Below are 21,999 nucleotides of genomic sequence, written 5' to 3'. Positions count from 1 at the left end.
CATCGCGATAGGCGCAACTCCGCAATTTGTCAACACAAACAGTCCTGAAATAGCCAGATACACGCGATTAGACTAAATATATCGTGCACCTGCGTGCCTGATATAGCCATTTCTATTTATTCCGTCATGCAACCATGCGAGAAATTGCACATCTTAGGGTCAGGAGCCATTGGTGCTTTCAGGTAGTCCTGCGTTTGCGAAAGTGCTGGAACAAATATTTGGAGCGGCTTGACGTTTTCATCAAAAAATGGACCGCTCTACTCGTTCGGCTGCAATCGCAAAGTCTGTTCGGACGCGCACGGCATTCCCAGGGCGGCATCGCATTGCGCATTACCCATATAGGCGCGCGCGCTCAGCGCATCCGCCTGGCGAACAAGTCCGGCGAACGCGAGCGCGAAGGTTCCTGCAATGAGGAACACGATAAACATACGAACAACTGGCAAGTGCGTCCCGATCGGCTTAGGCCCCACGCCACCGATATGATTGTGTTAAATTGAACCAATCGCGTTTACGATATCTTAAGCCCGATCTTAACCACACTGTGTCCCGCGGAAGTCAATTCTCGGCGCGGTGACGATGTGATCGACATCACATCACGTGAACTGTCAGCCTCAATTGCATCTCTTTGCACCACCGTCAGCCCATGCTAGTGGTTCGATTCCGATGCCGGGTGTCATTCGTTGAAAAATCCGATGCCTGAACAATGAGATAGAGACGCGCGACCATTCCCATTGAACGCCCTTGACGAAAACGCGACTGGGCTATCCCACAAGGAACCATGAGCAAAGCATCTCCCCAACTCGCCTTTATTTCATCTGATACGGACGAGGCAACGGCCGCGCTTGATGAATTGTCGGTGCGCTATGGTCAGATCGACGTTGCCGATGCCGATATCATTGTCGCTCTGGGCGGCGACGGGTTTTTGTTGCAAACGCTGCGCGATACGATGGGGACTGGCAAGAAAGTTTACGGCATGAACCGTGGCACGATCGGGTTCCTGATGAATGAGTATCAGATGGAGGCGCTGCCGGCGCGCATTGCTGCTGCGGTCGCAGAAACCATCCGGCCACTTGAGATGCGCACCATTACCATGGAAGGCGCAACGGCTTCGGCACTCGCCATCAATGAAGTTGCGCTTTGGCGCCAATCCTACCAGACAGCCAAGATACGCATCACCGTGGACGGTCATGTCAGAATGGAAGAGTTGAGTTGCGACGGCGTTATGGTTGCCACGCCTGCCGGTTCGACGGCTTACAATCTATCGGCGCATGGGCCGATCTTGCCGCTCGATGCCCAACTTCTTGCGCTGACGCCGGTCAGCCCGTTCAGGCCACGCAGTTGGCGTGGTGCGCTGTTGCCGAACAAGTCCACCGTGCGCTTCGATATATTGGAAGCTGACAAGCGGCCCGTTAACGTGGCTGCCGACCATACGGAAGTAAAGGCCGTGAAATCCGTCACCATATGCCAGTCGATGACAGCTACGGCGACGCTGCTATTTGATCCGAGCCATTCCTGGAACGAACGAATCCTGACCGAACAGTTCAGATATTAGAGAAATATCAGGAGAAGTGCTCAGCGATTCTCCGTAAAAAATAGTGTAAAAATAGTTAATTAGTTCGGCTCGGCGGTTTTATCAAAAGCTGAACCACTCTCATTTTAACCCACAAACAACAGCAATGCACTCGGCCACCCTTTTCAAGAGGAAGCTCATCGCGCTATTGCGCCAGGCCAATTGCTCAGGCTTCAAAATAGGTACACTGTGAGCTGTCGTAAATCAGGTTCCCCCAACATTGAGCGCCGAAACAATTCGATCCTCGAAAGAGCCTACCAAACCCAACTCAGGGCTGAGTTTGCGTGGCCTACGCGTGTTCGTCGCTGTTGAGGAGACGGGGTCGGTCAGTGAAGCGGCCACCCAGATCGGTGGCAGCCCGTCAGGCGTATCGCAGCAGATAACGGCACTGGAATCGAGCATCGGTGCCAAGCTCTTTGACCGCCGCTCGCGCCCCGTTACTTTGACGCCAGCGGGGCAGGTGCTACGCGTTCACGCCCATCGCATCCTTGAAGCCGTGTCTGAAGCGCAGTCTGAACTGGCTGAACTCAATCTTTCGAGTTTGCCGCAACTGAACCTTGCGATCATTGACGATTTGGACGCTTCACTCACGCCCGTTCTGGTCGCCAGTCTTCAAAAACGATTCCGCAATTGCTTTGTGAACGCGTTTTCAGGGCGCTCCGATACCATCACGCAAAAGGTCATCGACCGTGAAGCCGATATCGCTGTCTCGGTTGTCATGCCATCCGATGCCAACAGATTCCGCTCAATTGCGATTTTGCGCGAGCCTTTCGTTCTTGTCGCGGCGAAGGGAATTATCTCTCCCTCCCATGATCTTCGCGAACAACTGGAAAACCTTCCATTCGTGCAATATTCCGAAGCCATGCCTATCGGGCGCATAGTGGCGCAGCAAATGAAACGCCTGCGATTCAAGGCGCCACGCCACTACGCATTCGAGGCGTCGCGCTCTGTTTTTGCAATGGCCGTTCAAACAAAAGGCTGGACATTGACGACACCGCTCAACGTCCTGGATGCGGAGCGTTTCGTGCCTTATCTCGATGTCATGACGATGCCATTCCCGGCCTTTTCGCGGCGGATTTACCTCATTGCGCGCAGTGAGGAGCTTGGACATTTGCCGCAACAACTTGCAGTGGATTGCCGCAGACTGGTCCGCGAGCGGCTCCTGCCGAGATTTTCCGAGATAGCCCCGGAAATCTCGACGACCATTGAAGTGGTTGAGGACGAGTAGCCTCAGGCAGTGAGTTTCATGGCATTCGGCTTCAAGGCGATGTTGAAGCGATCCCGGATTTGGGCATCGACCGCGCTGTCGAGATAATGCGGGTAATGCGTCGAGAGGATGTGCTTTGCCTTGTCGCGCGCCTTCGACCAAATGTCGTGAGCACCTTTTTCTTCCCACACACGCGGCGCGTCGCGATCTGCAAGGGGCGGGTAGAAATAATCGCGTAGCATGGCAGACATTGTGTGCGACGCTCCGAGGAAATGACCTTCGCCGGTGACGGCACTCTTGATGGCCTCGAAGCCGAGCGTTTCTTCGTTCACTTCAATGCCGCGCACCATGCGGTGAATATGCGACAGCATTTCATTGTCGACCACGAATGCTTCAAAAGACGCCCCAAGAAGGCTGGCCATCATTCCAGATGACTCGTAGACCATGTTTCCACCGGCCAATCCGGCAGCCAAGGCAGCAATTGCCTTTTCGGCGCCCATTTGGGCATCGACCGCTTTAGCGTCCGCCATTGACGACGCCACACCAGATGGCAGGCCCAGATGGTTGCTGATCTGCGCCGCACCGGCATTCATAAGCGATATTTCCCCGCCGCCGCCGCAAAACGCGCCTGTTCTGAGATCAATGACCAGCGGCCAGTTGGAAAAGATCATCGGATAGCCAGGGGCGAATATGTTCACGAGAATTAGCCCGGCGAGCGTTTCAGCTGTGGTCTGGGCCAACATCCCGGCAAGCGTAGCTGGAGCAGTCGCACCGGACTGCGCCGCGATGATGGAATTTATCGGCACACCGCGCCGAATGCACGCAAGCGTCACATCAACGGCGTCTTCGCCAAAGCGCAACGGTGAGATAACTGGTGAAATGTGGGCTTTGCAGAAGGGGCGCTCACGAAACCGCCCTTCGCCACCAAGTGCCAGATCGAACATGTCGATGATCGGATCGACGTGTTCGGCAATCGTAAATGAGGTGCCGACAGGTTTGGTTGTGCCGGCCAGAAGGGCGTAGGCGGTGTTCACGTCAAGATCGAAATTGTCCGGAATGTCGGTTGCCACACAGCAGCGCGTGAACCAGCTTACATTGTCGAGCGTGTCGGCCAGACGGGTGAAATCGTAAAGGTCTTTGAGCGTCGACGAGCGGTAAAGGCCGGTATCCATATCGAGTGTTTGAACGGCCGCACCTCCCGTGCCGAAATAGACGCGGTCACCTCCGATTTCAAAGTCGTGACTGGGATCACGACCATGGTAGACGAACGTCTTCGCTGCACCGTTGAGAATATCCTCCACAAAGGATCGTGAAAAAAGCAGACGCCCGCTATCGCTCTTCGTCGCACCCTGTTCCAGCGCTCGTTCAAACACCACCGGCGGAACTTCACCGATCCCGATTTCCTCCAAAATCCGGTGGGCAGTGTCGATAATCTGCGTGAGTTCATGTTCCGAAAGGGGACGGTATTGCCCTCCGCGTTGTCCGGGAGGACATGGATTGGCCTCTGACTTGGGCATGCTACGTGCCAGCACGCGAGAGGCACGTCCGCGCCGGTTGATATGCAATTCCTGGCTCGTCATCGCGGCTCCTCCCAAGTCTGGAATCCAAATCTCGCGCATATTCATTACGAGCGAAATGGCTGGAGTGAAATGTTATGAATTCGGAACAAGCTGTTTCAAAAATATAAACAAGTGAGATGGGGCTGGAAATGAATGGTGCTGCCGCGCAAATGTGGGGGCCGGAAAAGTCTGTTGCTATTGTGGAAACCGGAACGAGAAAATGAAATCCCACACTCAAATTGTCGTTATAGGTGGTGGTATTGGCGGCTGCTCCACGCTCTATCACCTTACGCAGGAGGGGATTACTGACTGCGTTCTGGTCGAGAGGGACGAGCTAACGTCCGGCACGACATGGCATTCAGCGGCGCAGGTCACGAACTTTGGTGGGACCCAGACGATGGTGGGGCTGAAGAGCCATTCCATTCGCCTGTATAAGGAACTGGCGAACGATCCTGAATATCCGATCAACTACCACCATGCTACCGGCGGAATCCGACTTGCCGCGACGCAGGACCATCTTGATGGCTACAACCATTTCATAAGCCAGGCGAAGGGGATGGGTGTCGACTTTGAACTCATAGACGCTGCGGAATGCAAGCGCCGTCACCCCCTGATTTCATCGGACAACCTGCTTGGCGCATTGTGGGACCCGATGGACGGCGACATCGATCCCGCACAGCTTTGTCAGGCGCTTGCGTACCGTGCCCGCAAGGCAGGCGCGGAAATCTACCGCTTCAATCCGGTTGTCGGGCTCGTTCAAAAACCGGACCAAAGCTGGATCGTCCAGACCAAAAACGGTGATATCCATTGCGAGAAGATCGTCAACGCTGGCGGCTATCGATGCAATGAACTGGGCGCAATGATGGGGGTCGAGCTTCCGGTCGCCTCCATGGAGCATCAATACATGCTCACCGAGCCGATTGCCGAGATAGAAGCGCTCGGTTTTCGCGTTCCTCTTATCCGTTGTCCGACGGACGACTTCTACTCGCGTCAGGAAAAGAACGGCCTTCTGGTCGGGTTCTATGAACAGGACTGCAAAACCTGGGGTCTCGATGGCATCGATCCGAATTTCACGATGGCGCTTTGCCCTGATGACCTTGAGCGCGTCGTTGATGTCATGGACGGTGCATTCAAGCGTTTGCCATGCCTGACAGAGGCGGGCGTGCACACCATCATAAATGGTCCGATCACCTACACGCCCGACGGCTCGCCTCTCGTTGGTCATATCCCCGGAAAGCGGAATGCTTACTGCATCACGGGCCTTCGCGCCGGTCTTGGTGAAGGTGGTGGTCATGGCTGGCTGCTGGCGCAGATCATCGCCCATGGCGAGGCCTGCTACGACACATGGTGCATCGATCCGAGGCGGTTTTCACGCTACGCCAATGTCGAATATACGGCACTCAAGGCTATTGAGGACTACCAGAACGAATTCCGTTTTCACATGCCACATGAGCATCGTCCGGCGGGCCGTCCGGCAAAGACGACACCTCTGACCGAAACGCTTGCAGAGATGAACGCCGAATTCGGGGTGGTCAATGGTTGGGAGCGGGCGGCATTTTACAAACCCTGCGCCGACTTTGTCGAAAATCACTCGTTCCGCTTCAATAATACGTTCGAGGTCGTCGCCCAGGAAGTCAACGCCGTTCAAAATGACGTGGGTCTCATGGAGGTCTCTGGTTTCAACCGCTATGAGATTACCGGCGAGAATGCCCATGACTGGCTCGACACCATTGTGTGCTCGCGGCTGACGCGCAAGCCCGGCAAGGTGGGGCTTTGCTACCTTCTCAATGAGCAGGGGAATATCAAGGGTGAAGCCACTATCGCCAATCTTGCGGCCGACAAGATTTGGTATGGCTCTGCGGCTGCGGCAGAATATCATGATATGGACTGGCTCACCGAGCGATTGCCAGCGGACGGTTCCGTGAGCATCAAAAGCCTGACCAATGACTACACGATACTGGTGGTAGCTGGTCCGAAATCGCGTCAGGTGCTTGCCAAGGCTGCGCCTCGCACTGATTGGTCCAGAGAAGGGTTTCCATGGCTTTCCATTCGCCCGACATTCATCGGCAACGCCGAGGCAATTGCGATGTCGGTCTCGTTCTCCGGTGAGTTGGCGTGGGAATTGCACATCCCCAATGCCCAATTGCAGCTCGCTTTTTCCATTCTGCGCGAGGCCGGAAAAAGCTTTGGCATGAAACCTTTCGGCCTTCATGCGACCGAGTCCATGCGGCTGGAAAAGGGGTATCGGCACTGGAAGGCCGATCTGATTACCGAGTACAATCCGTTTGAAAGTGCGCTCGACCGCTTCGTGAACTTGGAAAAGGACTTCGTCGGCAAGGACGCGCTGATGAAGATGCACAATGTCGGTGCGCGCAAGCGATTCATCTCCGTTGTCATTGATGGCAACGAGGCACCTGCACATCCAGGCGATTCAATCCTCGCGGATGGTCGAGTAGTCGGCACCGTGACGTCTGCCGGGTGGGGTCACCGGGTCAGCAAGAACCTCGCAATGGGTTTTGTGGAACCAAAATTCAGTTCGCAGGGTACGCAACTCGACATCGAGATAATCGGACGCAAATTTTCGGCCTCCGTCTCGCCGGAATGCCTTTATGACCCGGATTATCGGCATGTAAGGGGATGAGCGGGCAATTGCACCGGAGAGTGTGGGAATTGTAGATTTCGATTGAGCGGGTCGTGGCGGATGCTCGCTCAATACGCTCATGGGGTGACATCGGCCAGACACGTTGAAACGGGAAGCTGTTTAACTGCGTTCAAAATAGCGATTTCTGTCGCCGTTTCGAATGTTGTTGCGAACCTGGTTGGCATGGGAAGCAGGCCAAACAGGAACAAATCGTTCTTTTCCGAATCAAGTTCCTCAGCCGAGCTTCCTTTGGGTTAGCTTTTTTCACATTATGCCTAATATGCAAGTTATAAAGACAAATTTGCATTTGAATAGTGGTCGATGATGGAAGATTATGCGCTAACATCATTTCATAAGGAGTAGATCGCTATGCATCTGGCACGTTTCCCTCGGATTCGGGTAGGGCATCTTCCCACAGCGCTGGAGCCAATGGAGCGCCTGACGCGCGAACTGAATGGGCCGGAAATCTGGATAAAGCGGGATGACTGCACCGGCTTGTCGACAGGCGGCAACAAGACGCGCAAGCTCGAGTTCCTTATGGCCGAAGCCGTGGAACAGGGTGCTGATATGGTCATGACCCAAGGCGCCACGCAGTCGAACCATGCCCGCCAGACGGCTGCATTTGCCGCCAAGATCGGCATGGATTGCCATATCCTTTTGGAAGACCGGACCGGCTCCAACGATCCAAATCACAACCACAACGGCAATGTTTTCCTTGATCATTTGCACGGCGCCACGACCGAAAGATGCGCCGGTGGTCTCGACATGAATGCCGAGATGGAAAAGGCCGCAGATAAATTCCGGGGCGAGGGACGAAAAGTCTACACGATCCCCGGTGGCGGCTCGAACCCGACGGGCGCGATTGGCTATGCCAATTGTGCATTGGAGATTGTAAGCCAGGCGAACGATCTCGGCCTCGCGATCGATCATATCGTCCATGCCACGGGCAGTGCCGGCACCCAGGCGGGTCTTATCGTCGGCCTGAAGGCGATCAACGCGAATATCCCGTTATTGGGTATCGGCGTTCGGGCACCAAAACAGAAGCAGGAAGACAATGTTTATAAACTGGCTGTTGCCACAGCCGAAAAGCTGGGCTGCCCGGGTGTTGTCAAACGCGAAGACGTCGTGGCCAACACCGATTATGTTGGCGAAGGGTATGGTGTTCCAACCAAGGGAGGGATCGAGGCGATAGAAATGTTCGCGCGGCTCGAAGCCATCCTTCTCGACCCCGTCTACTCCGGAAAGGGTGCGGCGGGCCTGATTGATCTGATCCGCAAAGGCCATTTCAAGAAAGGCGAACGCATCGTTTTCGTCCACACTGGTGGTTCTGCGGCGTTGTTTGGGTACACACATGCCTTTGGATATGACGGAAACTTATCTGTCGCGGCTGAGTGAACTTCAAAGGCGAGCCTATCATGAAGCGCTTTCGTGGCAATTTCACCCAACAGGAGCCAATAGGCGAAGACGCGATTGCCGCCGCAGTGGAGGTTTTGCGGACCGGGCGCATTCATCGCTACAACACCGCGGTTGATGAGACATCGGTCGCGTCGGCGCTGGAGGCTGAATTTGCGGCCTATCAGGGCGTAAAATACTGTCTCGCCTGTGCTTCGGGCGGCTACGCAATGAGCGTTGCTTTGCGGGCTGCCGGCTTGGCGCGTGGTGAAATTGTCCTCACCAATGCATTCACTCTGGCACCGGTGCCTGGTGCAATTGTGAATGCCGGTGGCAAGCCGGTGCTTGTTGAAATCACCAACGATCTGGTCATCGATCTTGATGACCTGGCACGCAAGATCGACGTAACCGGTGCCCGCTTTCTTCTGCTATCCAATATGCGCGGGCACCTTGCTGACATGGGGCAGCTTCAGGAGTTTGTCGAACGCTCTGGCGTGATGCTTATCGAGGACTGCGCACATACGATGGGTGCTACCTGGAACGGCGTGAAAAGCGGAAATTTTGGCATTGCAGGCTGCTTCAGTACGCAAACCTACAAGCATATGAACTCCGGGGAGGGGGGCTGATCACGTCAAGCGATCCTCAGTTCATGGCGCGCGCCATCATCCTGTCGGGTTCCTACATGCTATATCAGCGCCACGGTGCTGCCCCGGACACATCGGTATTCGACGACGTACGTCTTGAAATGCCCAACATGTCGGGCCGCATGGACAATTTGCGGGCGGCGATCTTGCGGCCTCAATTGGCCTCTCTGGAGCTCAATATTGACCGGTGGAACGAGCGATATCGCGCCATCGAACGCAGGTTGAAAGAGGTTGCGGCAATTGCCATTGCGGAGCGGCCACGAGAAGAGCGTTACGTCGGAAGCTCGATCCAGTTTCGTATTCCCGGCATCTCGGCGCAAGACGCGCAGGCGTTTGTTGCCGCCAATCTGGAACATGGTGTGGAATTGAAATGGTTTGGTGCCGACGCGCCAGCAGCCTACACCAGCAACCACCATAGCTGGCGCTATTTCGAACCACAATCAATGCCGGTTACCGACGAGATACTTTCAAGCCTGTTCGATATGAGAATTCCACTGACATTCACGGTGGATGATTGCGCCCTCGTGGCGGACATTATCGCTGATTGTACAACAGAATTTTGCGCAAAGAGATTGTGATGTCAGGCCGCTATCCCCGCAAGATCGGAATCATTGGTGGCATGGGGCCCGAAGCCACGGTGTTGCTCATGATAAGGGTCATCCAACGCACCAAAGCCAAGGATGATGCCGACCACATTCCCATGATCGTCGACAACAATACCCAGGTTCCATCGCGCATCAAGGCGCTGATCGAAGGCGTTGGCGAAGACCCCGGACCGGTAATCGCCAATATGGCTCGTGGCCTTGAAATGGCCGGTGCCGAGGCTATCGCCATGCCGTGCAATACCGCTCACAATTATTCCCCTGCGATTGTCCAAGCCATCGGGATAGCTTTTCTGGACATGGTTGAACTGACCGCAGATCACTTGGCGGCAATGACGGTGGGAAATCCACTTATCGTCGGCATCCTGGCTTCGCCGGCAATCCGCATCACAGGAATATATGAACGCGCGTTCGAGAAGCGGCAGATCACGCCGCTTTATCCTCACGATGAACAGCGCATGCTGGCTGCAATTCGCGGTATCAAGATGTCGAGTGCTGACACAGAAGCCCGGCAGATATTGAAAGACGCCGCCGATGAACTCGTCACGGCTGGTGCTCACGTGCTGCTTGTCGCGTGTAGCGAGTTTTCGATCGTCAAGGACGCAATCCCAAAAACCTGCAATGTTGTCGACAGCATCGACATATTGGCAGACAGCATTGTGAAATTTGCTTCGCAGACCAACAACAGGGTTCAGGGCGAGCCTCGGCTATAGAAACAAGAGAAATGACATGACCATCACGTACCTCAAGAAAGCTATTCGCTCGGCTGAAAGCGATGAGGACCAGGTTCGAAATACGGTCCAGTCAATGTTGAATGAACTCGAGCGGGAGGGTGATGAAGCCGCGTTGCGTTACGCTCGGGATCTGGATGGCTGGCAAGGCAATGTGCTGGTGTCGGACGCAGAAGCCACTGCGGCCGAGAAAGCGGTTCCAGAAAAACTCAAAGCCGATATTCGTTTTGCGCACGACAACATCCGCCGCTTTGCCGAAGCGCAAAAAGCAACCATCTCGGATTGCAGCATCGAGGTGCAGCCCGGCTTTTGGGCTGGGCAGAAACAAATCCCTGTTGATTCTGCAGGCTGCTATGTACCCGGAGGCCGATACAGCCACATCGCTTCGGCCATAATGACTATAACGACAGCCAAGGTCGCGGGCGTATCCCACATTGCGGCTTGCTCCCCCAAACCGGGCACCGGTATTCCCGCCGCGATGTTGTACACGATGAAACTGTGTGGCGCCGACCGTATTTTGAACCTTGGCGGTGTTCAGGGCGTGGCGGCGATGGCTTTCGGCCTTTTCGGACTGCCGAAGGCCGAGATTCTTGTTGGCCCGGGAAACCAGTATGTGGCGCAAGCAAAGCGCATCCTGTTCGGGAGAGTTGGGATCGACATGTTTGCCGGGCCGACAGATTCCATGATTGTGGCCGACCATACTGCCGACCCCATGCTCGTTGCCTGGGATCTCGTCGGGCAGGCAGAACACGGGTACAATTCACCAGTCTGGCTGGTGACAGATAGCGGGAAATTGGCGCAAGCAGTCATCGACGCTGTGCCGGGTCTGATAGCCACATTGCCGGAAACGAATGCCAGGAATGCATCCGCTGCATGGCGCGATTATGCTGAAGTCATCGTTTGTTCCAACCGGGATGAAATGGCTGCGACTGCCGACAGATACGCCCCGGAGCATTTGCATATACAGGCAAAGGATCTGGATTGGTGGCTGGCGAATTTGCGCGCCTATGGTTCATTGTTCCTTGGTGAAGAAACGACAGTGGCATTTGGTGACAAGGCGGCCGGACCCAATCATGTGCTTCCCACGTCGGGCGCGGCTCGTTACACCGGTGGCCTGTCCGTTCACAAATACATGAAAACGGTGACATGGCAGCGCGCCAGCCGAGAGGGATCACGATCCGTAGCCGAGGCAACCGCGAGGATTTCCCGACTGGAGGGGATGGAAGGCCACGCCCGCACCGCAGACATCCGATTGGCAAAGTTCTTCCCCGACGAAACCTTCGACCTGACAGTCCCTTCGTAGGGGACGCATACGCGATAAGCGCGCGGTTCGAATTGGAAAAAGCCGCATCAACCGCGCTTTATGATGCCCGGTCGCGGGCATCGCATATCCCGTGCTGGCTTCAAACAACGCGAAAATTGAGATTGAGACATTTGGTGAAGCGGATGGAATTGGCGACGCAACCCATCAAGATACTGCGTCGCAAGGCGAGTAACTTGGAGTCAACCTTTGCCTAACAGGGCCAATACACCCCGGATATGGGCTGGCCGGGTCGGCTTGGAGCAGAGGAGAAGGTCTGGATTGTTTTGGTTGGGTGCGTGGCGAGGCGACGATCACCGTGTTGTGGATGGGATTTCACATTGTCAGGGAGAAGGCGCGACTATAGGATGTGCGCTTTCAGGGTGACGGGGCTGCGATCATTCAGATGTGCATAGATGTCAATCATATGTTCGTCTTATTCGCCGCCGCTGTTTTTGCGGCGTTGATCTATTTCGCGCCTGATCTTGAAAAACCTACCATCAATCCCTGCCAGCAAAACATTCTACGACCTGGTTGTCTCTAGGGCATGCGAACCAGGCTTATTTACTCGGCTCTGTTATTTGCGGCCTTTGTTTCGATCACTATGCCGCAAATGGTGGTGTCATTTCAGTCCGCGCAAGGACTACAGTTTGCATGGACAACTTCAAAGGTATGGCTCGCCAGCGCAGATTGCGCAAAGGCTACAAAAAAGTTTCTGGTGTTGTGCGAGGGCGATAAAGTTGTTCCGATTGCAAATGGCTTCGGTGGCGATGATATCGGCCATGCTTTAGCGCTTGAGATTTATTCGGCTGTTACCGACCAGAATGTTGTTCCTGAACAAATTTCAACGCTCAACACAACGATCAACTACGCAGGGCTGTCGGCCCTAGCCATGCTTTTATTCTTTCTTCGTTTGCCGATTTCGTCACTGGCAGTATTGACGGGCGGGACGCTAATAGCGAACAATCTTCACGCACTTACGCCACACCCGGCCCAATTCGGCGCTGCGTGTTTCGCAGCTATTCTACCACTGGCCGTTCTGTGTAAGTTTCGATTTCGAGCCATTTGGGTGGCTATTGGAGTGTTCACTCTGGCGCTTGCCATGTTGTTTCGAGAGGCCCTCGGAATGATGGGTGTTGTAGCGGCGATCGGGGCGTGTGCGTGGCTTGTGATCCGAAGTCGCTCAATCGCCTATCCGGTGATCTTGGTCCTCATGACAGTTGCAATTTCGATGGTTCCCTACGCGCTACTGCGCAGCCGGGATGCTCTTTATCAGTTGCCGCCCTCCGAAAAGCTAGAAAGTCACGGCACTTGGGCAAATTTGTACATGGGACTTGGCGGTGTGCCGAACCCGTTTGGGATTGAATGGAACGACTATAGCGCAATTGATGCGGTGAAAGAGGTTGATCCGTCTGTCACCTATTTGAGCCCACGATTTTACGATATCCTTCGAACGCGGTACTTCGAAATACTAAGAAACAATCCAGCCGAAGTTGCGAAAATTTACGTTGAGAAATTGGTGATTGTTCTCCGCACGGCTATGCCAATCGCTTTTTCATTATTGCAGCTATGGGAAATGCTCGCGCTGATCTCAGCAGCGATTATATTGATCGGGTGGATTCGGATTCGAGGAAACGCGACTACCAATTCCTATTCCACAGTCATCGTCTGTGCTGCTTTCACTGGCCTGTTCGTAATTCAGGCCACCCTTATTAGCTTTGCCATGCAGTACCTTTTTCCCGTTCAACTATTTCTTCTGATGGCTTCCGGTGCAGCAGTTGACATGATGATTTGCGCACCAGAAGTACGCATGACACCCCGAATGAGCCGGAGCCTCCGTTAATTTGTCCTGCCCAACTGCTCGAAAACTCTGACGGCAGACAAAAGGCGAAAAATTGCGCGCATTGACGATTGATCGCACATTGCCAGACCGGCCAGTGTCAGGGCTGAATTGGCGTTCGGAGATTTTCAGTACATTTAGCCGGAAGTGGCCTGCGGAGGTTGCTACCGCTCCCGAGATGTTCTCGATATGCAACCTAAGTCGTGGAAGGCGCTAGGTTTTATCGGGCGCTTCCAGAGGTTCGATTCTGAGGAAGTGCTTGGCTGGGGAACCTGGATTCGAACCAGGACTAACGGAGTCAGAGTGTTTGAACAAGCCCTGATTATATTGAGATAATCACCGTATGTCGCACTCATGTTGCAGTTAGCCAAAAATAGCCACCGCTGCGGCATCCATTTCAGAACCGTCGTCACCCCGCGGAAATAGGTGGGAATAGGTATCCAAGGTGATTTGAATATTAGAGTGACCTAGTCGTTCTTGAACGACTTTCGGAGGCAAGCCGAGGCCGCCATCAATAGGGCGATTTATACACATGCTAGCGTAAAAATGCCGAAGCGCATGGAGCCCTGAATATTTCGCGTTTCCGTCCCTATTTATTACGTCCGAAGCAATCTGCGGTGGGTGCCACCAGCGTTTGACGATATTGGCATGGTACTCAATCGAACCTGTGCCGGATGGGAAAACCAAACCAAGCGACCCGGCTGGACATTCAGTATTCCATTCCATGAGTGCGCCAACCAGCGACGCCGGTAAAGGAATTGTTCGACGGCCATTTATAGATTTTGGAGATCCGATTTTCTGAAACGCATCGGCGCGTTGCCGTACCGTCACCATCGCCTTGGCGAGATCGACATCAGACCACCGCAAGCCGCGAAGCTCACTCGTTCGCATGCCAGTTAGTGCAGCTGTCAAAATGAACACCCGCGCTTTACCTTTGGCGTGTCCTACGATTGCTTTCACTTCGGACGGTAAAGGAATATCAACACCGATCTCCGCGCGTTTCAGGTGGCGCGCTGCGGCCTTCGTTCGCCCCTTTGCGCGGCCGATGTCCTTGACTGCGTTTCGCACAACAAGCCCGCGTTCCTGTGCATCGGAAAGCAGCGATCCGAGCGACACACGCACAGCACGAACCATTGCCGGCGACCGACCTTCGTCGCGTAACTTGTCTAAAAATGTGCGGACGGTCGGCACTGTAATTTCGTTTAGGCGAGTCTTGCCGAGGAACGGATCAATATGAATTCGCAGGTGTTGATTGTATTGATTGATTGTTGATCTCTCAAGTCCGGCGTCGCTACAAGCCACCAGCCAGTGCTTGCCAGCGTCTGACACAGTTACAGTATCCGCGTCTGCGACGTGTATGCGCCCCATGACCTCGACATGGGTTTTGCTATCGAATGCATCTGCTTCTTTTCTAGTCCTGAAAGTCTTGAGATGCCGCTTTCCGTGCTGGTCAACGTAGTCCACGACATACGCGGATTTCTCGACGCCTTTGGTGTTCCACTTGCGAATCCGAATAGCCATGTTTCAGAGATATTGGACTAACGGAATCAATGCAACACGTTGCAACACGAAATAATTTTTAGCGATGGTTGGAAAAAATCGTCTCACTGCTACATGGTAGAGTTACGTGCCTTTTTATGGCGCGTGGCGTCCACACAAACCAAAAGGACGCAAAAATGATCCACGACAACGACAATCTTGCCGCCGACCTTCTCCGCGGCGCTGACGCCATTTCGGCATATTTGGGCTTTCCGCGCCGAGCGATTTATCACCTTGTCGCGAAAAAAGCCTGCCGCACTTTCGTCTGGGCGAAACGGTTTGCGCACGCAAATCGACGCTCGCCGCTTGGATTTCGGAACAGGAATCCAGATCCGCATAAACAACAAGAGCCGCAAAAACGGCCATTCACGCAGTAAAACACAACTGGAACCATCAATAATGCGAATACTTTCAATCCGGCCTTTGTACGGGCCGGGCGCTGTTGCGCGATTCGATGTCGAAATAAATGAGCACTTGCGGCTTTTCAGTCTTTTGCTGCGACACACTCCGCGAGGCTATCGAACATATTCGGCAAATTCCTGCGGGAAGCATGTTGTTTCGTTCCATCCCGAGCTGGGGCAACAAATTACAAACGCGGCCGTCGCCGCCATGGATGGGGGCCGCGCAGCCAATGACCAAGAATCAGCTTGAACCAGAAATTGCCGACATACTACAGCCATGGGTTGATCTGGGTGGCGAGATTGTAGTTGCTCCGAACGGTTGGCACTCAGCTTGCTCGCCCGAACTTTTTATTGTTGAAGATTGGGGCTGGCCGCCGGATCAGCTTGGCGTTCGCTTCCCAGAGGATGGCGTATCGCTTCACGTCGATCGACGCGGCCGCGTGCAATTCATCGGCGACGCACAGGCCGTCGAGCGCGTGCGCGACGCAATGTGGGTTGGCGAAAGGCTTGCGGACAAACATCCCGCAAATGACAATTTGCCGACCGTGGTTCTGCCGCCAATGCACCCATCACCGTTCGCGCCAGAGGCCGCGGGTGGCTTGCTGTCCGATATCAGCCGCTGGATTACCTCGACCGCAATCATCCCCGTGCCAGAGCTGTCGCTTGCCGCATCCGTTGCGCTGCTCGCTGGCATCTTTGGGCGTGTGGCGCTCACACCGACGCGAGCCGGTGTGAATGTTTACATCACGACGCTGCTTGGGACTGCAGGCGGGAAGGGATGGCCGCCGCGGGCAATACGAACTTTGGCCGACCAACCCGGGACGGTCGGTGCGGTGACAAACGGTGACCCGACTTCCTACGCCGCGTTGGAGCGAATTCTGCGTAAGAACTCGTCAACTGTCGTTACGATGGATGAGTTTGGAATCACGCTACAGGACGTTAATGCAAAGCATAAAAACAGCGTGGCAGCAGGCATTCGAAAATTCCTGCTGGTAATTTATGACCAGGCGAATTCTGTTTTTGACGGACGTGTTTATGCGTCGGCTGAGACAAAGAAGGATGAGGCCCCACTGGTGGGGCCGGCGCTGACTGTGCTGGCCATGACCACGATCGACACGCTTTATTCCGGGCTATCAGAAGCAAGCATTGGCGATGGATTCCTGAATCGGTTCCTATTTTTCACCGCCACGCCGCACGTCGGTCCTATTGTGCCGCCGCCACTGGACTACCAGGCAACGCCGCCGGCTGCGCTTCTTGCCAAATTGTCTGACGCGTGCACCAACTTTCCGAAAAGTGGCAATCTGGCTGGGAAATACACCGTCCCGATGGAGGGCGGTGGCGGCGGTGACGCCTACAAGAGATGGGGTGAAATATTCGTCTGGCAGCAGACGGCTAAGTCTGAGCTTGCCGGTCGTGCCGCGGAAAATACTATCCGTCTCGCAACTTTGCGGGCCGTAAGTCGCGACCCGGCCAATCCGTCCGTCGGTCTGACCGACATAGAGTGGGGATGGTCCATAACGCACTCGTCAATCCAGCTTATTGAAGAAGGCGTTCGCAAGCATATGGCGGCGTCTCCGGCCGAGGCGCTGCGGAAGTCGGTGCTGGCCGCAGTCGAAGGCGCACCGACTGGTTTGCCCTATTCCAAACTCATCGCCAAGAAGGGTGTGAGCGGTGCGAACAGCCGAGAACTGATGGACGCTATTGAATGGCTGATAACGGGCGGGTCCATTGTTGAAATGAATGGCACATGGCCGAAGCGAGCCGGTTCAAAATTTCGCATTCCGTTGTTCCAATAACTTTGGAACGGATATTGGAACGTTGGAATGGATTCTTACCTTAACGTCAAAATCGGTTCCAGCCGTTCCAAACCGTTCCAACGTGTTTGGAACGGGGAAAAAGCAAATTATATAATTTAAAACAATATCTTATATATAAAAATATTCTCTCGTTCCAATATTCCAATTATGCTTTTCGATCTCCTTTTTCAGCCCTTTTTGGGGTGGGTAAAAAGCATGTTTGGAATCTTGGAACGGTGAGACGAATGGAGGACCACATGATCGATCCCGACACCATTGAGGAAATTGACGATTGCGACGGCGAGTCGCTCAACGCTTACGGCTTCGACCCGGCCACAGAAACGTGGTGCTGGGGCTGGATTCCGTTGGAGTACATCTACGAAAGTGGGCGGAGCGATATTATCGACCATCTCACATGCCGGTGAAGTTCAAGCCGGCAATCACCATGAAATGGAGAAACGCATGAAAATCGAACCCAAAGAAATTAGCGGCAAACACGCTAGAACCATTGCCGGCGTCCGCATTCGCAGAATTTCGTGGGCTGAGTTCTACAAATTGCGACCCGATCTGCAGCCGGCGAATGATGACAGCAAAAAGGAAGATGAGGTGGCGCGATCGTTAGAATTGCAGCGGTGTCCTCAATATTAAAATAAAGTTCCTACCCCAAGCTTTTCATGTCGGCTGGCGTCTCAGTCAATAGAAGGCTGGAGAAACGAAATGGAATTCAGGGATTGTAAGAAGTGCGGTGAGACATTTACGCTGGACCGAAATCATTTTGGATCGACGCCTTCTGGAGGATTCCGATACACCTGTCGCGCATGTATAAGGCACCATACAAAGCAATATGACAACGCGAGCGATGAAAGAAAGATTGCCGCCAGTGCTAGAGCGAGAAGACGCTCCAACTACAGTTGGTCAATTACTGAAAGAGAAGAGTTGAAGTGTTCGCTCGCTCTTCGTGATGGAAATAAATGCCTCTACTGCAACATCCAGATCGGTGTGGAATACCATATTGATCACAAGTTGCCGGTGGTAAGAGGCGGCACAAATGATTTGAATAATTTGGCATTGACTTGCGTTCAGTGCAATCAGGAAAAGCACAATAAGACCATCAGTGAATATCGAGACTGGCGAGGTAAAAACCGGTTGACTGTAAGCTTTTAGTCTTCTCTCTGTTCGCCCCCCAGGGAGGGGTACCCAATATCCCTCCGCCCGCGCAGTCTAACGACCGGCTGGTGTCAAAGGCGCACATTTTTCCAATTGAAAAGTTGGGGGTCCGTTTTGGCTAGATCGAGTAGCCGAAGGCGAAAGCGACAGGATACCCGGAGCGGTTTCCGAACTTCTGCTATTGTCCACCCAATTGCAACGAAAGGACATTGAAGTCACGCACGCCCGGTGGCAAATTGAAGCCATGTGCAACTTATATAACATCGCCACGAACCAGGAATCTATTCGGAAGCTTGCCCGCGTGATGAGCGACGTTTCGGGCAATCTGGAACCATCACTTGATGTTTATCCGGATCGACCGGCACCGGTAGTTCGAAACACGGATCATGGCCGCGAATTGGCCAGTCTCACCTGGGGCATGCCGTCACCCCCTTTGTGACCAAAGGTCGCCCCGATTCAGGCGTCACCAATATCCGAAACACTGACTCCGCTCATTGGAAACGCTGGTTGAAACCGGAAAATCGCTGTGTGGTGCCGTGGACTACTTTTTGCGAGTGGGAAGATACAAAGCCGAAAAAGACAAAACGCTGGTTTGCGCTGAATAGTGATCGGCCATTGGCGCTCTTCGCCGGCATCTGGGCAACGTGGGAGGGAGATCGCGGCTCAGCCAAGACACCCCGTCCGGGCAAGCACGAATTGTTCGGCTTTCTCACTACCGAGCCCAACAGTGTCGTCAAGCCGATCCACCTCAAGGCAATGCCCGTTATTTTGACGTCACCGGAAGAAATCGACCTCTGGATGAATGCCCCGTGGGAAGAAGCAAAGGCACTTCAAAGACCTTTACCTGACGACGATCTGACATTGTTGCCGGTCGTAACGGAATAGCAGAGCCTGATTTGTCATGAGCGCATTTGATGAACTCGACAGACTGATCGAGGAAGCACCTGAACCTTATGAATTGCTGCATTTACGGGCGCGCCGGATTGTCTTGAAAGCAGTTTCCGATATCCCGGCGAGTGATCAACTTGCATCAGCCATCGATGCCTTCCACGCTGATCTTGAATACATGACCTTATGCTTCGAAATTTACGGTCGCGAGATGGTGAATTTCAAATCGCACCAGGCGAACTGCCGCGCGCACCTCGCAGCACTGAAAGAATTGTCCAGCACATTGCACTGATAGATCAGGTAAATGGCTTCGCGCTAAATTCCGCATTTATCGTGTTTGTTCCGGGAGTCATGCACCTAATCGATACGACGAAGTCTCTCATTCCTAGGCACTTGGTCGTTCAGTCTCCGTATCTGTACTGGCGATAGCGAGGCCTGGCGGGGGAACTGTGCGGGCAGACATTCGCGCACGTACTTCTCCGGGCCGTTGTAAACTATCGTCCCCTCAGCCCTTTGGAAATCGAGGTCGAAAAAAGCAAATAGTCAGCATGCGTTTCTGATTGGCTAAACGCTGGCCCGCGCTTGGTTCCTGTTGCTTTTACCTGCACAGATTTTCCACTACATGTAAAACCATCGATACCCCTATTGGCGTTTCCGTCGACGAGACGGATTCCAAAAAGCTTCACAGCAAGCGATTCGCCGATATCGCCCACAAGATTTCCGTCGAATGTGAACCTCAGCCTATGATCTCCGCCTCGCCCCTCGATATCCGAATTAAATTGGTCTCTCACCTTATTGCGAGCAGCAACAAGCTTCGTGATCTCTTTTGGTAGCTTGAACGTGTCAGACATATACCCCTCACTCAATGTCGCCCCTAGGAAATACACTCCATAATCCCCCAAATAACAAGTCCAGCGCATGTGACGGGAGAGCACGTCCAATCGATCCGACCAACCCCTATGAAAGCGGCGGCACGGGAAAGGTTTCGTATCCACAAAATTTGAAATTTCGATAGAATATTTATTTTCCGCATGGGGTACGGTTTTTCCATTCAAAAGCTACTTACAGAAATAACAGCCGGGTAACGGCGAGCGGGCTTAACGCCAAAACCACCACTAGGAAATTAAATGAATGAGCCAAAATTTACGCTACCGTGGCAGCCTTCCTTTGCTGCGGTGGTTGCATAAACATTACCCCAACCATGCCGTGGAAGTGGCAACTCATATTCGGAATCAAATGCCGCCTTTGTTGGCGATAGACCACAACGAAACCGTTCGCGAGATCCGCCCGACAGTCGGGGAAATGATGCGGGCCGCTTCCGACGCCTTCCGCGTGTATTATAGGGAGGATGGCAAGCGTTATTCTGGGAACGGCAAACGTCATATCGGAAAGGGATACCGGCTAGTTTCCAGCAAGGACTATCGCGGTGATGAATGGCAACATCTTGGCGACCTCACCTTCTATCGCGGAGAACTTCGAGATTGGGGCATAACTAAAAAGGGCAAGAAGCTAACGCCGCGCGACGATATCCGAGGCAACAGGAAGAACAAGCGCAACCCTTCTCTGTATTTGAGCATGAAGCCTGCAACTGCTGCGCTGTTTGAAGCGGTTGGCATTGAGCGCGTTCCAAGTCGCCATCCTCCCGACGATGGAAAGCCCAGTCGATACTACGATCCGCTCCCCGGCGTCGAGCAAGCCCGCAACGAACTTGCCGCTGCTTACGCCTTAGGCGCGCCACCCATTACGCACTGTCCAACGATGGTCGCTCATGGTGCTCATTTCTTCGGTGGCATTGTAAAGCCCAAGATAGGAACGAAGATCGGATCCATCGCAGCATGGGAGGCTCCTGAGAATCCGAAGGGTGAAGCCGCTGAGGTGCTTGAGGAAATAATGGGGGGCGGTACATTGAAATCGCTGGGCGTTCGTCTGGGGTATGGACAGCATTATGCTGATCGCGTTGCGAAGACGGCGCTACTGGAAACCGCGATATTACTGGCAGCAAGCAACGATAATAACAAATCGCGAAAAGATGTTGCCTAGCGTGCCAAATCGTGGCGCACCGTCACGTATGAGGTTGGGAACAAGAGGCGGCATTGGCCGCCATTTTTTTAACCCCCAACACTCGAAAAATTCGAAAATCGAAAGGAATATATATGCCCACCACACAAGAGGCGGTCGATGCGCTGTGTACGCACATTGGCTTCGATCCCCCACGCACGAAAGCGGTTGCAAGGGCGCTAACTGAAGCTGGCCGCTTGCCGGCTGGAACGCCCGGGAAAGCCCCGGAACTTGAACCCCATCATGTCATCGACATTGCGATTGGTTGCGCCGTTGATGCCCCGCTCCGCGCGATTGCTGCCACGGTCGAACGATGTCGCGCATTAACTCCGGGCGGAGTCGATCTAACCGGTGCGCCGGCCAGCATCGACACCGCGGGTGGCGCGTTGGACGTGTTCGCGGAAGTCGCAATCAACGGTGACCATCCTGACCTAATGCGTCGCGATCAGATTGAGGTCGTTTCGTCATGGCCGGAACTCGCCATTCATCGCGACGGAAAAGTGATGCGCTTCGTTGAAGTTGGCGCGCTTGCTTCGCATTGGCAGGGCGGAGGTCATCGGTCGTCAACAACGATCAATGGCGCTGCGCTTGTGGATGTTTTGCGCCAACTATTTGGAGAAGTATAATGATCGGTAAGAAAAGCACACCATCGACGGAATCCTTT

Annotated in this window: 19 protein-coding genes and 2 pseudogenes; 18 read left to right on the top strand and 3 right to left on the bottom strand. The window is 53.9% G+C overall.

Features of this window, described 5'->3' with window-relative positions; all coding sequences use genetic code 11:
• The first annotated feature begins 218 nt into the window (after window positions 1-218).
• The 3 genes from AC0L7S_RS17850 to AC0L7S_RS17840 all read left to right on the top strand — a co-directional run bounded on the left by AC0L7S_RS17850 (window position 219) and on the right by AC0L7S_RS17840 (window position 2,798).
• Window positions 219-497, top strand: a complete 279-nt coding sequence (locus tag AC0L7S_RS17850; RefSeq protein ID WP_473472232.1) for a hypothetical protein — start codon at window positions 219-221, stop codon at window positions 495-497.
• Between the two features lie 281 nt (window positions 498-778).
• Window positions 779-1,552 (top strand): NAD kinase, encoded by a 774-nt coding sequence (locus AC0L7S_RS17845; RefSeq protein WP_473472231.1) that lies wholly within the window; start codon window positions 779-781, stop codon window positions 1,550-1,552.
• A 238-nt stretch (window positions 1,553-1,790) separates the two neighbouring features.
• Window positions 1,791-2,798: a LysR family transcriptional regulator gene (locus tag AC0L7S_RS17840; RefSeq protein ID WP_473472230.1), complete on the top strand. Its 1,008-nt coding sequence runs from the start codon at window positions 1,791-1,793 to the stop codon at window positions 2,796-2,798.
• Between the two features lie 2 nt (window positions 2,799-2,800).
• On the opposite strand, the gene AC0L7S_RS17835 is transcribed toward AC0L7S_RS17840, so the two are convergent.
• Window positions 2,801-4,357 carry a trimethylamine methyltransferase family protein gene (locus AC0L7S_RS17835; RefSeq protein ID WP_473472229.1) on the bottom strand — a complete coding sequence of 519 codons (1,557 nt, stop codon included), beginning with the start codon at window positions 4,355-4,357 and terminating at the stop codon, window positions 2,801-2,803.
• Window positions 4,358-4,556: 199 nt separating this feature from the next.
• Between AC0L7S_RS17835 and AC0L7S_RS17830 the strand changes: the two genes are divergently transcribed.
• The 6 genes and pseudogenes from AC0L7S_RS17830 (at window position 4,557) to AC0L7S_RS17805 (ending at window position 13,489) form a co-directional block, all read left to right on the top strand.
• Window positions 4,557-6,977 (top strand): GcvT family protein, encoded by a 2,421-nt coding sequence (locus AC0L7S_RS17830; RefSeq protein ID WP_473472228.1) that lies wholly within the window; start codon window positions 4,557-4,559, stop codon window positions 6,975-6,977.
• Between the two features lie 369 nt (window positions 6,978-7,346).
• On the top strand, window positions 7,347-8,372 hold the full coding sequence (gene cuyA, locus AC0L7S_RS17825) for a D-cysteate sulfo-lyase (protein ID WP_473472227.1): 1,026 nt from the start codon (window positions 7,347-7,349) through the stop codon (window positions 8,370-8,372).
• A gap of 20 nt (window positions 8,373-8,392) precedes the next feature.
• Window positions 8,393-9,591: pseudogene (locus tag AC0L7S_RS17820) on the top strand (DegT/DnrJ/EryC1/StrS family aminotransferase).
• The gene (cuyB, locus tag AC0L7S_RS17815) at window positions 9,591-10,328 is read left to right on the top strand and encodes a cysteate racemase (RefSeq protein WP_473472226.1); all 738 of its coding nucleotides are present in this window, start codon (window positions 9,591-9,593) and stop codon (window positions 10,326-10,328) included. The pseudogene AC0L7S_RS17820 and the gene cuyB overlap by 1 nt, the downstream one beginning before the upstream one ends.
• 16 nt (window positions 10,329-10,344) lie before the next feature.
• Window positions 10,345-11,649, top strand: a complete 1,305-nt coding sequence (hisD, locus tag AC0L7S_RS17810; RefSeq protein ID WP_473472225.1) for a histidinol dehydrogenase — start codon at window positions 10,345-10,347, stop codon at window positions 11,647-11,649.
• Window positions 11,650-12,193: 544 nt separating this feature from the next.
• A complete protein-coding gene (locus AC0L7S_RS17805) occupies window positions 12,194-13,489 on the top strand; it encodes a hypothetical protein (protein WP_473472224.1) in 1,296 nt (431 codons plus the stop codon).
• Between the two features lie 360 nt (window positions 13,490-13,849).
• On the opposite strand, the gene AC0L7S_RS17800 is transcribed toward AC0L7S_RS17805, so the two are convergent.
• On the bottom strand, window positions 13,850-15,007 hold the full coding sequence (locus AC0L7S_RS17800) for a tyrosine-type recombinase/integrase (protein WP_473472223.1): 1,158 nt from the start codon (window positions 15,005-15,007) through the stop codon (window positions 13,850-13,852).
• A gap of 177 nt (window positions 15,008-15,184) precedes the next feature.
• Between AC0L7S_RS17800 and AC0L7S_RS17795 the strand changes: the two genes are divergently transcribed.
• From AC0L7S_RS17795 to AC0L7S_RS17765, 7 genes and pseudogenes are all read left to right on the top strand, one after another.
• On the top strand, window positions 15,185-15,676 hold the full coding sequence (locus AC0L7S_RS17795) for a hypothetical protein (RefSeq protein WP_473472222.1): 492 nt from the start codon (window positions 15,185-15,187) through the stop codon (window positions 15,674-15,676).
• Window positions 15,657-17,222 (top strand): YfjI family protein, encoded by a 1,566-nt coding sequence (locus tag AC0L7S_RS17790; RefSeq protein ID WP_473472221.1) that lies wholly within the window; start codon window positions 15,657-15,659, stop codon window positions 17,220-17,222. Before AC0L7S_RS17795 ends, AC0L7S_RS17790 begins: the two co-directional genes overlap by 20 nt.
• Window positions 17,223-17,467: 245 nt before the next feature.
• The gene (locus AC0L7S_RS17785; RefSeq protein WP_473472220.1) at window positions 17,468-17,647 is read left to right on the top strand and encodes a hypothetical protein; all 180 of its coding nucleotides are present in this window, start codon (window positions 17,468-17,470) and stop codon (window positions 17,645-17,647) included.
• A 37-nt stretch (window positions 17,648-17,684) separates the two neighbouring features.
• On the top strand, window positions 17,685-17,870 hold the full coding sequence (locus tag AC0L7S_RS17780; RefSeq protein ID WP_473472219.1) for a hypothetical protein: 186 nt from the start codon (window positions 17,685-17,687) through the stop codon (window positions 17,868-17,870).
• Window positions 17,871-17,939: 69 nt separating this feature from the next.
• Window positions 17,940-18,386 (top strand): HNH endonuclease, encoded by a 447-nt coding sequence (locus AC0L7S_RS17775; RefSeq protein WP_473472218.1) that lies wholly within the window; start codon window positions 17,940-17,942, stop codon window positions 18,384-18,386.
• 247 nt (window positions 18,387-18,633) lie between these two features.
• A pseudogene (locus AC0L7S_RS17770) lies at window positions 18,634-19,274 on the top strand (SOS response-associated peptidase).
• Between the two features lie 16 nt (window positions 19,275-19,290).
• Window positions 19,291-19,569 carry a hypothetical protein gene (locus AC0L7S_RS17765; RefSeq protein WP_473472217.1) on the top strand — a complete coding sequence of 93 codons (279 nt, stop codon included), beginning with the start codon at window positions 19,291-19,293 and terminating at the stop codon, window positions 19,567-19,569.
• Window positions 19,570-19,771: 202 nt separating this feature from the next.
• Here the strand turns inward: AC0L7S_RS17765 and AC0L7S_RS17760 are convergent, their stop codons facing one another.
• On the bottom strand, window positions 19,772-20,128 hold the full coding sequence (locus tag AC0L7S_RS17760; protein ID WP_473472216.1) for a DUF6998 domain-containing protein: 357 nt from the start codon (window positions 20,126-20,128) through the stop codon (window positions 19,772-19,774).
• A gap of 280 nt (window positions 20,129-20,408) precedes the next feature.
• Here AC0L7S_RS17760 and AC0L7S_RS17755 point away from each other — a divergent pair, with 280 nt between their 5' ends.
• Entirely contained in the window at window positions 20,409-21,317 is a 909-nt protein-coding gene (locus tag AC0L7S_RS17755) for a hypothetical protein (RefSeq protein WP_473472215.1), read from the top strand.
• A 113-nt stretch (window positions 21,318-21,430) separates the two neighbouring features.
• Complete coding sequence (locus AC0L7S_RS17750) at window positions 21,431-21,961, top strand: hypothetical protein (RefSeq protein ID WP_473472214.1); 531 nt, start codon at window positions 21,431-21,433, stop codon at window positions 21,959-21,961.
• Window positions 21,962-21,999 lie beyond the last annotated feature (38 nt).

The organism is Mesorhizobium sp. G2-6-1, assembly GCF_055809095.1.
This window is presented reverse-complemented; position numbering and strand designations above follow the sequence as displayed.